General features: G+C 63.8%; 10 protein-coding genes. 6 read left to right on the top strand and 4 right to left on the bottom strand.

Annotated features, from left to right (window positions below; translation table 11 throughout):
* Positions 1 to 200 precede the first annotated feature (200 nt).
* Both fdhF and AB2B41_RS09530 read left to right on the top strand, forming a co-directional pair.
* Positions 201 to 2,969 carry a formate dehydrogenase subunit alpha gene (gene fdhF / locus AB2B41_RS09535; RefSeq protein ID WP_367877552.1) on the top strand — a complete coding sequence of 923 codons (2,769 nt, stop codon included), beginning with the start codon at positions 201 to 203 and terminating at the stop codon, positions 2,967 to 2,969.
* 90 nt (positions 2,970 to 3,059) lie between these two features.
* Positions 3,060 to 4,253: a hydantoinase/carbamoylase family amidase gene (locus AB2B41_RS09530; protein WP_367877551.1), complete on the top strand. Its 1,194-nt coding sequence runs from the start codon at positions 3,060 to 3,062 to the stop codon at positions 4,251 to 4,253.
* Here AB2B41_RS09530 and AB2B41_RS09525 read toward each other — a convergent pair.
* The 4 genes from AB2B41_RS09525 to AB2B41_RS09510 are packed head-to-tail and all read right to left on the bottom strand — an operon-like array spanning position 4,250 to position 8,972.
* Positions 4,250 to 5,824, bottom strand: coding sequence for a DUF4214 domain-containing protein (locus tag AB2B41_RS09525; protein WP_367877550.1), 1,575 nt, complete (start codon positions 5,822 to 5,824; stop codon positions 4,250 to 4,252). The genes AB2B41_RS09530 and AB2B41_RS09525 overlap by 4 nt on opposite strands.
* A 54-nt stretch (positions 5,825 to 5,878) precedes the next feature.
* Positions 5,879 to 6,373 carry a GNAT family N-acetyltransferase gene (locus tag AB2B41_RS09520; RefSeq protein WP_367877549.1) on the bottom strand — a complete coding sequence of 165 codons (495 nt, stop codon included), beginning with the start codon at positions 6,371 to 6,373 and terminating at the stop codon, positions 5,879 to 5,881.
* Positions 6,364 to 7,065, bottom strand: coding sequence for a response regulator transcription factor (locus AB2B41_RS09515; protein ID WP_367877548.1), 702 nt, complete (start codon positions 7,063 to 7,065; stop codon positions 6,364 to 6,366). The genes AB2B41_RS09520 and AB2B41_RS09515 overlap by 10 nt, the downstream gene beginning before the upstream one ends.
* On the bottom strand, positions 7,062 to 8,972 hold the full coding sequence (locus AB2B41_RS09510) for a PAS-domain containing protein (protein WP_367877547.1): 1,911 nt from the start codon (positions 8,970 to 8,972) through the stop codon (positions 7,062 to 7,064). Before AB2B41_RS09510 ends, AB2B41_RS09515 begins: the two co-directional genes overlap by 4 nt.
* 198 nt (positions 8,973 to 9,170) lie before the next feature.
* On the opposite strand from AB2B41_RS09510, the gene AB2B41_RS09505 reads away from it, so the two are divergent.
* The 4 genes from AB2B41_RS09505 to AB2B41_RS09490 all read left to right on the top strand — a co-directional run bounded on the left by AB2B41_RS09505 (position 9,171) and on the right by AB2B41_RS09490 (position 14,330).
* A complete protein-coding gene (locus AB2B41_RS09505; protein WP_367877546.1) occupies positions 9,171 to 11,144 on the top strand; it encodes an AMP-binding protein in 1,974 nt (657 codons plus the stop codon).
* Between the two features lie 73 nt (positions 11,145 to 11,217).
* Positions 11,218 to 12,036, top strand: a complete 819-nt coding sequence (locus AB2B41_RS09500) for an ABC transporter ATP-binding protein (RefSeq protein WP_367877545.1) — start codon at positions 11,218 to 11,220, stop codon at positions 12,034 to 12,036.
* Between the two features lie 92 nt (positions 12,037 to 12,128).
* The gene (locus AB2B41_RS09495; RefSeq protein ID WP_367877544.1) at positions 12,129 to 13,136 is read left to right on the top strand and encodes a branched-chain amino acid ABC transporter permease; all 1,008 of its coding nucleotides are present in this window, start codon (positions 12,129 to 12,131) and stop codon (positions 13,134 to 13,136) included.
* An 81-nt stretch (positions 13,137 to 13,217) separates the two neighbouring features.
* A complete protein-coding gene (locus AB2B41_RS09490; RefSeq protein WP_367877543.1) occupies positions 13,218 to 14,330 on the top strand; it encodes a branched-chain amino acid ABC transporter permease in 1,113 nt (370 codons plus the stop codon).
* The last annotated feature ends 9 nt before the right edge of the window (positions 14,331 to 14,339 follow it).

Here is a 14,339-nt window from a genome sequence, read left to right as displayed (position 1 = left end):
GCTGCTTTCCTTCTGTCCGGGATTGATAGAGCAGCCGCCCGGCGGGGGAAAGCGCGACCTGCCATTTTCGGGGCCGCCGGGAAATCATGCCGCCCATCGGAAACCGCGCTTGGCGTAAAACCGGGGCAGGGTGTCGGGATTGGGACTCCTGCGAAAGCGGTGGATTCGCTATAGAGTTGCCAATTGCGGGAGGGCTCAGCATGGCCGACAAGATCACTTTCACGCTCGACGGCGAGACGGTCGAGGCGGAACGCGGCATGACCATCTGGGAAGTGGCCAACAGCCGCGGCCTCAAGATCCCGCACCTCTGCCACAAGCCCGCCCCCGGCTACCGGCCCGACGGCAACTGCCGCGCCTGCATGGTCGAGATCGAGGGCGAGCGCACGCTCGCCGCCTCCTGCATCCGCGAACCCTCCGAAGGCATGGTGGTGACCACCAACAACGCCCGCGCCGAGAACGCGCGCAAGATGGTGATCGAACTGCTGCTGGCCGATCATCCTGACCAAGAGGCGGCCCACGACCGCTCGTCGCACATGTGGGATATGGCAGCGATGAACGGTGTCGGGGAAAGCCGCTTTCCAAAGCTTGAAGAGGGCCACATTCCGCTTCTCGACGACAGCCACGTCGCCATGCGCGTCAACCTCGACGCCTGCATCCAGTGCGGCCTCTGCGTCCGCGCCTGCCGCGAGGTGCAGGTCAACGACGTGATCGGCATGTCGGGCCGGGGGCACGACAGCTGGCCCACCTTCGACATGGCAGACCCGATGGGGGCCAGCACCTGCGTTGCCTGTGGTGAATGCGTACAGGCCTGCCCGACTGGTGCGCTCATGCCCGCCACCGTGCTCGATGACGACCAGAAAGGCGACAGCGCCGACTTCGACGAAGAGGTGAACAGCATCTGCCCCTTCTGCGGCGTCGGCTGCCAGGTCTCGCTCAAGGTCAAGGACGGCAAGATCAAGTATGTCGAGGGCATCAACGGCCCCGCGAACGAAGGCCGCCTCTGCGTCAAGGGCCGCTTCGGCTTTGACTACATCCACCACCCGCATCGCCTGACGAAACCGCTGATCCGGCGCGACGATGCACCGGCCAAGGGCCTCAATGTCGACCCCGGTAACTGGCAGACCCATTTCCGCGAAGCCTCCTGGGACGAGGCGCTGGATTTCGCCGCCAAGGGCCTGAAAGACATCGGCGGCACCGGCGTCGCCGGTTTCGGCTCGGCCAAATGCACCAACGAAGAGGCCTACCTCTTCCAGAAGCTGATCCGCCAGGGCTTTGGTCACAACAACGTCGACCATTGCACGCGGCTTTGCCACGCCTCCTCGGTCGCGGCCCTGATGGAAAACGTGGGCTCCGGCGCCGTCACCGCGACCTTCAACGAGATCGAGAATGCCGATGTCGCCATCGCCATCGGCTGCAACCCGATTGAAAACCACCCCGTCGCCGCCACCTATTTCAAGCAATTCGCCAAGCGCGGCGGGAAGCTCATTGTGATGGACCCGCGCGGCGTCGGCCTGCGCCGATTTGCCAGCCACATGCTGCAATTCCGCCCCGGCACCGATGTGTCCATGCTGAACGCGATCATGCACGTGATCGTCGAGGAAGAGCTTTATGACCAGCAGTACATCGAGGCCTATACCGAGAACTGGGAGGCCGAAAAGGAACACCTCGCCGATTTCTCGCCCGAGGCCATGGCCCCCGTCTGCGGCATCGACGCGGAAGTATTGCGCGACGTGGCGCGCACCTTTGCCGGGGCCAAGGCCGCGATGATCTTCTGGGGCATGGGCGTCAGCCAGCACATCCATGGCACCGACAACGCCCGCTGCCTGATTTCGCTTGCGCTGATGACCGGCCAGGTGGGCCGCCCCGGCGCCGGGCTGCATCCGCTCAGGGGCCAGAACAACGTGCAGGGGGCGTCCGACGCGGGCCTCATCCCGATGTTCCTGCCCGACTACCAGTCGGTGATGAACGACGAGGTCCGCGCGGCCTTCACTGAGGTCTGGGGCAGCGGGGATTTCTCCAACCAGAAGGGCCTCACCGTGACCGAGATCATGGACGCGGTGCACGCGGGCAAGATCAGGGGTATGTATATCCTCGGCGAGAACCCCGCCATGTCCGATCCGGACGTCGAACACGCCCGCGACGCGCTGGCCAAGCTCGACCACCTCGTCGTGCAGGATATCTTCATCACCGAAACGGCGAACTACGCCGACGTGATCCTGCCCGCCTCGGCCTTTGCCGAAAAAACGGGCACGGTGACCAACACCAACCGCCAGGTGCAAATGGGCCGCCCCGCCGTGCCGCCCCCCGGCGAGGCGCGCGAAGACTGGTGGATCGAGGTGGAACTGGCCAAGCGGCTCGGACTCGGCTGGGATTACACCGGCCCCGCGGATGTCTTTGCCGAGATGAAGCAGAACATGCGCTCGCTCAACAACATCACCTGGGAGCGGCTCGAGAACGAGAACGCGGTGACCTACCCGTCGCTCTCGCCCGAGGACCCCGGCCAGCCCATCGTCTTTGCCGACGGATTCCCCCGCCCCGACGGTCGCGCGCGCTTTACGCCTGCGTCGATCATCGCGCCGGACGATGTGCCGGATGCGGATTTCCCGATGATCCTGACCACCGGGCGACAGCTGGAACACTGGCACACCGGCTCCATGACCCGCCGCGCCAGCGTGCTCGATGCGGTCGAGCCCGAGGCCAACTGCTCGCTCCATCCCTCCACCCTGCGCAAGCTGGGCGTCGCGCCGGGCGAACACGTGCGCCTCACGACCAAGCGCGGTTCCATCGAGATCATGGCCCGCGAGGACCGCGCGGTTGCCCCCGACATGGTGTTCCTGCCCTTCGCCTACGTGGAAGCGGCCGCGAACATCCTCACGAACCCGGCCGTGGACCCCTATGGCAAGATCCCCGAGTTCAAGTTCTCGGCGGTCCGCGTCGAGGCGGCGGTGGAACAAGTCGCGGCGGAGTGATCCGATTGTGCGGGCAAAGCCCGCGTTCTATCTATGAATTGGGGCTCTGCCCCAAACCCCGGGGCTTTATCTGGCCAGAAAGAGATGACGATGAAAGTCGATGCGGCGCGGTTTCTTAGAGATTTGCATGAGTTGCGGAACTTCGGTGCCTCCGGTGTGGGCAAGGGCGTCGTGCGGCCTGCCTTCTCGGACGCCGATGTGGCGGCGCGGCGCTGGCTGGCGGGGCGGTTTGCCGAAGCGGGTCTACGCGTCGAGGTCGATGCCATGGGCAATGTCTTTGGTCTGGCTGACGCGCCCTCGCTGCTGATGGGCTCGCATTCCGACAGCCAGCCCGAAGGCGGCTGGCTCGACGGGGCGCTGGGGGTCATCGCAGCACTGGAGGTGGCACGCGCGGCGCGCGAAGCGGGGGGACCTGCGGTCTCGGTTGTTTCTTTCCAGGACGAGGAAGGGCGTTTTGGTGGCCTGACAGGGTCTTCGGTCTGGAGCGGGTATACCCCCTTGCCGGAAGTGGATGGGATTGCCGATCATGGTGGCCTGACGTTGCGGGACGCACGGCAGGCGCTGGGCGATCTGGTGACGGGGGACGTGAACCCCGCGCAATTCACCGGATTCATAGAGCTGCATATCGAACAGGGCCTCACGCTCGCTGCGGCGGGCGAGCAGATCGGCGTTGTCGATGCCATCGTCGGGGTGCGGCAGATCCCCATCACCTTGACCGGCCAGCAGAACCACGCGGGCACCACCCAGATGCACCTGCGCCGCGATGCCTTCCAGGGGCTGAGCCGGTTCAATACCACGCTGAACGACCGGCTGCGCAACGTCGTCACGCCGACGACCGTCTGGACCATCGGACAGGTGGACCTGCACCCCAATGCCTCTTCCATCGTGCCGGGACGGGTGACGTTTTCGATGCAGTGGCGCGATGGCGATGCGGACCGTTTGCGGCGGATGGAGCGGATCGTGCGGGACTGTGCAGAAGAGGTCGCGGGCGACATGGGCCTTGGCGTGGAGTTTGGCCCCATGTGGGAACTCGAGCCCACCGCGATGGACACGCGGCTGCGCACGGCGCTCGAGGCCGGGGCCGAAACAGTCGCACCCGGCAAATGGCGCCGCATGCACTCCGGCGCACTCCATGATGCGACCAACGTGGCGCGGCTGATGCCTGCGGCCATGCTCTTCGTGCCCTCCATCGGCGGGATCAGCCACGCCTTCGAGGAAGACACCGACGAGGAAGACCTGGTGGCGGGCCTGCGCGTGCTGGCCGAGGCGGTGGCGCGGCTCTAGACTGCGAAGGGATCGTTGAAAAGGCCCACAAGCGGCATCAGAAAGTCGCCTGCACCGGGGGCCAGTGCATCCGCGTAATGGCTGTCGATAGCGGCGACCGCTGCCGCGATGCTGTCAGCGCTGCCGTCGAAAAGCGCCATGGTGGCCACCGCATCCGCCACGTCGGACATCCCGAACGTCACGGCAAAGCGCGCGCCGATATCGGTCTTGTCTCCAAGGTACTGCCGGTCGGCAAGCTGCTGGCTGATGAAATCGGGGGTGGCACCGGGGGGCGGGGCAGCCTTGGCCCCCTCGAGCACGGCAAGGATAAAGATATCCCGCCCCACCGCACCGGAATTGAGGACACCCACCCAGAAATCGAAGCCCGCCTGGTCCGGCACCCGGCCCAGCACGTTCGTATAGACCGCCGTCGCGATCCCGGCACTGGTCATCTCCGCAGGATAGAGCGCGCGGGTCTCGTCCTGATCGATGAAAAGCCGCGCCATATCGGGCAGCGTGGTGCCCTTGGCATAGGCATTGCCCCAGAAATACAGGCCATTGGCGTCGGGTGCGCGGTTGAAATAGGCGATGTAGAGCTCGACGATGGCGGAAAGCTGGGGTTCGGACAGCGTCGTGATCCCCTCCATCGCCGTCAGATCGACAAGCCGCCCGTCGCCAAAGATCACCTCCTCCATGGAGATCAGGGTATCCTGCCCCGCGCCGCCGCTTGTCCGGTCCTGGACCGTGATCGGCCCGTCCGCGGACAGGACAAGCGTGCTGGCCGTCGATGACGCGTCAAAAACCGCCCTGTCCACCCCGTGCCCGCCGTCAAGCACATCGTTGCCCGCCCCGCCATTCAGCGTATCATCGCCGTCCTGCCCGAAGAGAAAATCGCCGTTACCAAGACCGACCAGCATGTCCGCGCCTTGGCTGCCCGCCCAATCGCCGTCGCGCCAGCTGTCGTTGCCATAGACCTTTTCCAGCAGGGCAAAGCCCAGCGGATCGTATTCCGCCAGCTCCTCGCGCGTGTTGACGAAATTGGTAAAGGCGTCGGGCGGGCGCTCGTGGTCGAAATAGGCATTCGACATTTCGGCGAAATATTCGTCCTCGTTGGTGGCCGCATAGGTGTTGGCCCAGAGGCCCCCGTCCATGGCAAGGGCGTAGGCCGTCGACAGCTCGAGCCGCAGCGCGTCGTCAAAGCCGATGTTCTCGATCGCATGGGCGAATTCGTGCACGGTGATGTTCTGGGTTGGATGCGCGTTCAGCGGCGATTGTAGCCGCAGGATGTTGTTCTCGGTCACGCTGGTCACCGGGATGCCCAGCGTGCCGCCGTATCCCTTTTGCGGGGCGAAGGGCGCGTGTTCGGGGATCAGCAGCGTCGTTTCATTGCCGGGGATGATCGCGATGCGGCTGTCGGCATCGGCAAGGCGCGCGGCGATATCGGGGCGGTGCCGCAGCATGTTTGCGGCTGTCTCTGTCGCCGTGGTCAGGGCGACCGGGCTGACCGCGTCGCTGGCCAGCGTGTACTGACCCAGCCAGGCATAGGCCTGGGTATAGACCGGATCGAAGCGGGAAGGGACGGTGACGAACATGGCGCGACTCCGATCAGATCGGTCAGAAGCATTCAATCGCTTGCCGGGCGGCTGTCAATCGCTGCTTTTGGTCATGTCCGGCACAAGGGACTTTGCGAAAGTGATCGAGGTGGGACGGTCGAACCCCTCATGTGTCGTGCGTTCCGTTTCGCGAAACCCTGCCTTCCGGAAAAGCGCGTGGTTCTCGGTCAGTTCGACCCGGCTTTGCAGGAGGAGTGCGGGTTTGTCGAGCGCACGCGCCCGTTCCTCTGCCAGCGCCAGCAGGCGCTGTGCCAGCCCGCTGCGTCGGGCGGCAGGCGCCACGGCGATCTTACCTATGTAAAGGTGATTCGGTGCCGGTGTCAGGATGGCGCAAGCGAGCGGCGGTTCGCCCAGTGACCAGGCCTCACCAGCTTCGGCATCGGCGGCCAGCCGTTCGAGGCTGAGGGACGCAACCGATGACGGCGGGTCGATCCGCGCGTTAAGCGGCGCAAAGCAGCTGTGGATCAGAGCGTGCAGCGCGGGCAGATCGGGGCTGTCCGCCCCATGCCGCCGCGGCGCTAGCTCCATGTGACATCGCCCAGAAAGATATACCCCGCCCCGTAGATTGTCTTGATCAGCTGCGGGTTCTTGGGGTCCTCGCGCAGTTTCGTGCGCAGGCGCGAGATGCGCACGTCCATGGCGCGGTCGAAACTTTCCGAGGCCACGCCGCCGAGGCTTTCCTGCATCTGCGCCCGGCTTATCAATCGCTTGGGGCTTTCGAGGAAAAGTCGCAGGACTTCACTCTCGGCCTGCGAGAACGGCACCTCCTCGCCCGCCTCGTCCTGCAGCACGTAGCGGTCGAAATGCGCCGTCCAGCCGTTGAAACGCGCGGTATTGCCGCCCTGACCGCTGGCCTTGGGGCTGCGCAGCCGCGCGCGGATGCGGGCCACGACCTCGGCCGGGTCAAAGGGCTTGATGATGTAGTCATCCGCCCCCAGTTCCAGCCCCGTCACCCGGTCCTGTACCTGCGCACGGCCCGAGATGATGATCACCACCGCGCCCTGTTCCAGCGCCAGCCGGTGCACAAGGGCCAGACCGTCAGTGTCAGGCAGGCTCAGATCCACAAGGCAGACATCGGGCGTGCGCTTGGCGAGTGCCGCCTCGAAGGCGCGGGCACGGCCGAAGCTCAGCGTCTCGAACCCCGCTTCCTCCAGCGCATCGGCCAGCAGCGTGCGGATCTCCGGTTCATCGTCGAGGATGGTGACGAAAGGCTTGCTCATTGCGCGGCCACTGCCTCCGGCGTGATCAGCGCGGCGAGATCCTCTGCCGCGAAGGGCTTGCGCAGCACCGGGGCGACCTGCTGCGCGGCGCGGAAGAGCGCGTGATCGGCAGGCAGCGAGGTCATCAGCACCAGCGGCATCGCATCTCCGACCCGCTTGGCCAGATCAATGCCCGTCGCCTCGCCCACAAGCTGGATGTCCGACAGCACCAGCGCAATGTCCGGCAGATCGGCCAAGAGCGCCGTTGCCTCGTCCGCACTCGCCGCCTCGATCACCGAATGGCCAAGCCCCATCAGCATGTCGCGCACGCCCGCGCGGATATCCCCGTCATCCTCGACCAGCAGGACAAGGCCCGTGGTGGCCGGCAGCGCTGCCCGGTAAGGCAGCCGCAGCACCACCTGCGCCCCCCCCGCCGGCCCATTGCGCAGGCGGAGATCGCCGCCCGCCGACTTGGTCATGTCATAGACCATCGACAGCCCGAGGCCCGAGCCTTCGGTGCCCTTGGTGGTAAAGAACGGGTCGATCCCCCGCTCCAGCGCCGAAGCAGAGAAACCGGGCCCGTTGTCGGCCACCGTCCATTCGATCCAGATGTCATTCACCAGCCGCTGCGTCAGGGTGATCTGCCCCGCCGTGCCGCAGGCGTCGCGGGCGTTCAGGATCAGGTTCAAGAGACTGTCCGTCAGCCGCCCCTTGTCCAGCAGCACCGGTGCCTCGGGCATCTGGTTGTAGGTCCGCAGCACCACACCCGCCGGCAACGTCGGCGTCGCCAGCACCGTCAGATCGTCGATCAGCTGCCCGGGGTCCGTCGCCATCGGGCGCAGCTCGCGCGGGCCTGTCACATCGGCGATGGAGCTCAACAGCGCCCCGCCCCGGCGCGCCGCCGCCAGCGTCCCCTCGATCAACTCCCGCGTCCCAGCGGGCATATCCGGCAACCGTTTCAGCCGCGACTGCATGCCAAGGATGATCGTCAGCAGGTTCGAGAAATCATGCGCCAGCCCCGAGATCATCTGCGCCGCGATCTCGCGCTTGCGGGTCTGTTGCAGGGCGACGCGCGCCTGCGTTTCCTCGGTGATGTCCATCGACAGAATATAGACGCCGCCCTGCCCGTCGGGGGTAAAGGCCACCCGGATGCGCCGGGCCGAAGCGTCGTCGGTAAACTCCAGCACCGACGGCGCGCCGCCATAGGCTTCCTTCAGCGACGCCTCGATCCGCCCGAATGCCGAAGCCCCCAGCGCATCCCTGATGTTCAGCCCCACGATATTGCTGGGTCGTCCGGGAATGACACTCGACAGGCGGCGGTTGGAATAGGTGTAGCAGCCCGTCGCATCCACATGGGCGATGTGCGCCGGCATCATCTCGGTCGTCAGCCGCGTGCGCGCCTCGCTCTCGGTCAGCTGACGCTTGGTCTCTTCCAGAGTGGTGATCATCGCTGCCAGCTCGCGGTTGGTCTGGCTCAGCTTCTCGGCATGGGCCAGTACCTGATCCGACAGCGCATCTGAACGGGCGCGCAACAGCGCTTCCTGCTCCTTGGTCGCGGTAATGTCCGTATAGACCGTGACCCATCCGCCCTGCGGCAGGGGGGACCCCTCGACACTGATGGTGCGCCCGTTCGACCGGGTTCGCTCCATGTAATGCGGCTTGAAAGCCCGAGCCTGCTCGACCCGTTCGGCGACAAATGCCTCCATGTCCTCGACAGCTCCGTATTCCCCGCGCCCGGCCAAATACCTGATGGTCTCCTCGAAGGTCGCACCGGGGGTCACAAGGCGGTCAGGCAGGCTGAACATCTGCTGAAAGGGGGCGTTGCAAACGACAAGATTCAGGTCCGAATCGTAAATCGACAGGGCCTGCGCGATCAGGTTCAGCCCCGCGCTGGTCATCGCCTTGGCCTGTTCGTCCGTGATCTGCATGGCTCCTCCGCTTCTATCGCTAGCACCGGGCGCGGCACCGCGCAAAGGAAGATGAACGGCTGTTACAATTCGTAAGGATTGGGAAAACTTTAGGAAAAAGTTGACCTCCACGGTGCCATCCGCATCCTACGGGAAGCGAGAATCGCGCGCCACGCGATCGTTCCTGCCCCAAGAACGGCAGGTATGGGAGGAAAGACATTGGCAACGCCTGAAACGCGCGCCGACGGACCGCAATCCGTCCCGGCGCTTTTGCACCGTAACGCTCAGAAGTTCGCGAACGCACCGGCGTACCGCGAAAAGGAATACGGTATCTGGCAAAGCTGGACCTGGGCCGAGACCGAAAAAGAGGTCGAGGCGCTGGCGCTGGGCCTCCTGAACTTCGGTGTGAACGAGGGCGATTTCATCGCCATCATCGGCCGCAACCGCCCCTATCTCTACTGGGCGATGATCGCCGCTCAGATGGTCGGCGCCGTGCCGGTCCCGCTATATCAGGACGCCAACGCAGAAGAGATGGCCTACGTGCTCGACCACTGCGGCGCGCGCTTCGTCATCGCGGGCGATCAGGAACAGGTCGACAAGGTGATCGAGGTGCAGGACAAGCTGCACCAGTTCGAGCACATGATCTATCTCGACCCGCGGGGTCTGCGGAAATACGACCACACGCATCTGCACCAGTACACCCACGTGCAGGAACAGGGCCGCGCGGCCCATGACGAATACATCAAAGAGCTACGCGCCCGCGAGGCCAAGCTGAATTACGACAGCACCGGCGTGATGCTCTATACCTCGGGCACCACCGGCAAACCCAAGGGCGTGGTGCTGAGCAACCGCAACATCATCGAAACCGCGAAGTCCTCGTCCGAGTTCGACAAGCTGCGCCAGAGCGACGACATCCTCGCCTATCTGCCGATGGCTTGGGTGGGCGATTTCATCTTCTCGGTCGGTCAGGCGATGTGGACGGGGTTCTGCACAAACTGCCCCGAAAGCGCGGACACCATGGCGGTTGATTTGCGCGAGATCGGCCCGACCTATTACTTCGCCCCGCCGCGTGTGTTCGAAACGCAGCTGACGAACGTAATGATCCGCATGGAGGACGCGGGCCGCTTCAAGAAATGGCTCTTTGACCACTTCATGGCGCACGCCCGCAAGGTGGGCCCTGCGATCCTCGACGGTAAGAAGGTCAGCCTTGGCGACCGGCTCAAGTATCGCTTGGGCGAATTGTTCGTCTACGGACCTTTGAAGAACACGCTGGGCTTTTCCCGCGTGCGCGTGGGTTATACGGCGGGTGAGGCGATCGGGCCGGAAATCTTTGATTTCTATCGCTCTTTGGGCATCAACCTGAAACAGCTCTATGGCCAGACCGAGGCCACGGTTTTCATCACCGCCCAGCCCGACGGCGAGGTGCGCAGCGACACCGTGGGCGTGCCGTCGCCGGGCGTGGAGTTGAAGATCAACGAAACCGGCGAGGTCTTCTACCGCTCGCCCGGCGTCTTCGTGGAATACTACAAGAACCCCGAAAGCACGGCGGACACCAAGGACCCCGAAGGCTGGGTCGCCACCGGCGACGCGGGCTTTATCGAGGAGGACACCGGGCATCTGCGCATCATCGACCGCGCGAAGGACGTGGGCCAGATGGCGGACGGGTCTCTCTTTGCGCCCAAGTACGTTGAAAACAAGCTGAAATTCTTCCCCAACATCCTCGAGGCCGTGGTCTTCGGGAACGGGCGGGACGAATGCACCGCCTTTATCAACATTGACCTGACGGCCGTGGGCAACTGGGCCGAGCGGAACAACATCGGCTACGCCTCCTATCAGGAACTGGCGCGGCATCCGCAGGTGATGAACACGATCCAGAGCCACGTGGAGGACGTGAACGCGAGCGTTGCCGAAGACGAGATGCTGTCGGGCTGCCAGATCCACCGCTTTGTGGTTTTGCACAAGGAACTGGACGCGGACGATGGGGAGCTGACGCGGACGCGGAAGGTACGGCGGCGGATCATCGAAGAGAAGTATCACGACATCATCACGGCGCTTTATGACGGCTCGGACAAGGTCTCGACCGAGACGGAAGTGACCTACGAGGACGGGCGCAAGGGGTCGATCAAGGCGACGCTGGAGATCCGCGCGGCCAAGGTGCTGCCAGTCGCCACCAAGAAGCTGGCGGCGGAATGACGGGCGGACGCGCGGCTGCGCCGACGCCCCTCCCGCCATCCCGGAAGGTGACGATAAATCAAAGGTTTGATGGATGAAAGATACGGTTGAAAGCTACGTCACCGAGGACGGCCGAACCATCGGCGGGGTGGTGATGGAGATGAAAAACATCACCCTGCGCTTTGGCGGTGTGGAGGCGATCAAGGACATTTCGTTCGATATCCGCGAGGGGGAAATCCGCGCGATCATCGGGCCGAACGGGGCCGGTAAATCCTCAATGCTGAACGTGATTTCGGGCTTCTATGTGCCCCAAGAGGGCGAGGTCTGGTACAAGGGCTCCCGCCGTCCGCCGATGAAGCCTTATCAGGTGGCCCAGCAGGGGATCGCGCGGACCTTTCAGAACATCGCACTCTTCGAGGGGATGAGCGTTCTCGACAACGTCATGACCGGGCGGCTGACGCATATGAAGACCGGGCTTTTCCAGCAGTCACTGTGGAAGGGCAAGGCCGAGGATGAAGAGATCGAAAACCGGGAAGTCGCTGAAAAGATTGTCGATTTCCTTGAAATCCAGGCGATCCGCAAGACACCCGTGGCGCGCCTGCCCTATGGTTTGAAAAAGCGCGTCGAACTTGCACGCGCACTGGCGGCCGAGCCATCGATCCTGCTTCTGGACGAGCCGATGGCCGGGATGAACGTGGAGGAGAAGGAGGACATGAGCCGCTTTATCCTCGACGTGAACGACGAATTCGGGACCACCATCGCGCTCATCGAACATGACATGGGGGTCGTGATGGACCTCTCCGACCGCGTCGTGGTGATGGACTACGGCAAGAAGATCGGGGACGGGACGCCGGATGAGGTGCGCAACAATCAGGACGTGATCGACGCCTACCTGGGGGTGGCACATGACTGAGGTTGTGAACGAAGCGTTAAAAGTCACACAGCGTACACAGCGCGTACACCGGGCGTACAGCGCCGCAGTGCAGCACATCGGGGGGCAGAGCAATGCCTGAACAACTCGCCTTTACCATCGAAGTCCTTCTCAACGGTCTGATGGCCGGGGTGCTTTACGCCCTCGTCGCCCTTGGCTTCGTGCTGATCTACAAGGCCTCCGGCATCTTCAACTACGCGCAAGGGGTCATGGCGCTTTTCGCGGCGATGACGCTGGTGGGCATCCAGAACGGACAGGTGCCCTTTGCGCATCTGATCAACGCAATCTTCGGGACGGATGTGCATTACTTCGGCTGGAACGTGCATTCCTTCATCGCAATCATTTTTACGGTGCTCGTCATGATCCTGCTGGCGATCGCGGTGCAGCGGTTCGTGTTCCGGCACCTGGTGGGGCAGGAGCCGATCATTCTTTTCATGGCCACCATCGGCCTGGCCTTCTTTCTTGAAGGGGTGGCGGACCTGATGTGGGGGTCGGAGCTGAAGGCGCTCAACGTTTGTGCCTCGGAAGGGACCTGCCTGCCGCAGGGTCTGAACCTCTGGATCGACCAGGTGACCTTTGATGCGCTGGGCTACGGGCTGTTCATCGACAACCTCGATATCGTGGCCTCCATCGTGGCGGCGGTGCTGGTGATCGGGCTGGTGATGTTCGCGCAGTACACCAAGCAGGGCCGCGCGATGCGCGCGGTGGCCGATGACCACCAGGCGGCTCTGTCCGTCGGGGTTTCGCTGAATTACATCTGGATCCTCGTGTGGTCGCTCGCCGGTTTCGTGGCGCTGGTTGCGGGGATCATGTGGGGCGCAAAATCGGGCGTGCAGTTCTCGCTGTCGCTGATCGCGCTGAAGGCGCTGCCGGTGCTGATGCTGGGCGGGTTCACCTCGATCCCCGGGGCCATCGTCGGTGGCCTGATCATCGGGGTGGGCGAGAAGCTGTTCGAGTTCTGGATCGGGGCGCCGTTCCTTGGGGGCGCCACGGAGAACTGGTTTGCCTACATGCTGGCGCTCTTGTTCCTGGTGTTCCGGCCGCAGGGGCTGTTCGGGGAGAAGATCATTGAGCGTGTGTAGAGCGATAAGTTTCCGGCAATTCGGGGCTCTGCCCCGGACCCCGGAATTGTATTGGAAAGATGAAGCAGGGGGCCGGTACTGATGTTCTACCGTGAAGCAGGCGATTTCAGCACGACCTACGCCGAGGATCAGCAGACCTTTCCGATTAAGTTCGACCGGTATCGCTACTATGTTGTGCTGTTCGTCGCGATCTTTGTCGTGCCGTTCTTCATCAACGACTACTGGGCGAACAGTTTGCTGCTGCCCTTCCTGATCTACGCGATCGCGGCGATCGGGCTGAATATCCTTGTGGGGTATTGCGGGCAGGTGAGCCTTGGCACCGGGGGCTTCATGGCCGTGGGGGCCTATGCCTGTTACAAGTTCATGACCGGGGTGGATATCTGGTGGGGCGGCGAGTTGCTGTTCCGGCTGCCGGAGTTCAACATCTTTTTCTCGGTCATCATGGGCGGTGTGATGACGGCGCTGGTGGGAGTTCTCTTTGGCCTGCCGTCCCTGCGGATCAAGGGGTTCTACCTGGCCGTGGCGACGCTGGCGGCGCAGTTCTTCCTTGTCTGGCTCTTCAACCGGGTGTCGTGGTTCTACAACTACTCGGCCTCGGGGCAGATCAATGCGCCGGAGCGGGACCTGTTCGGTATCCTGATCACCGGGCCCTCGACCCAGCCCTGGGCGACCTACCTTTTCTGTCTGTTCTTCACCATCGTCTGCGCGGTGATCGCGCGGAACATGACGCGCGGGGCGCAGGGGCGGAAGTGGATGGCCATTCGCGACATGGACATCGCCGCAGAGATCATCGGGGTGAACCCGCTGCGCGCGAAGCTGACGGCCTTTGCGGTATCGTCGTTCTTTGTCGGTATCTCGGGGGCGCTGTTCTTCGCGGTCTACCTGGGTGCTGTCGAGGTGGGCGAGGCATTCGGCATCCAGAAGTCGTTCCTGGTGCTCTTCATGATCATCATCGGCGGGCTGGGGAGCATATTTGGCTCCTTCGCCGGGGCGGCTTTCCTTGTGCTGTTGCCGGTGGCGCTGAAGATCGTCGGCGTGGACTGGCTGGGCTGGCCCACGGATATCGTGGCGCATCTGCAGCTGGTGATCGTCGGGGGACTCATCGTGATGTTCCTCATCCTTGAGCCGCACGGGCTGGCGCAGCTGTGGCGTGTGGCCAAGGAGAAGCTGAGACTATGGCCCTTCCCGCATTAGGGCGGGGCC

It is taken from the genome of Sulfitobacter sediminis, assembly GCF_040811725.1.
GTDB classification, from domain to species: Bacteria; Pseudomonadota; Alphaproteobacteria; order Rhodobacterales; family Rhodobacteraceae; genus Sulfitobacter; species Sulfitobacter sediminis.
The sequence above is the reverse complement of the archived record's forward strand: the minus strand, read 5'-3'. Positions and strand labels throughout refer to the sequence as shown.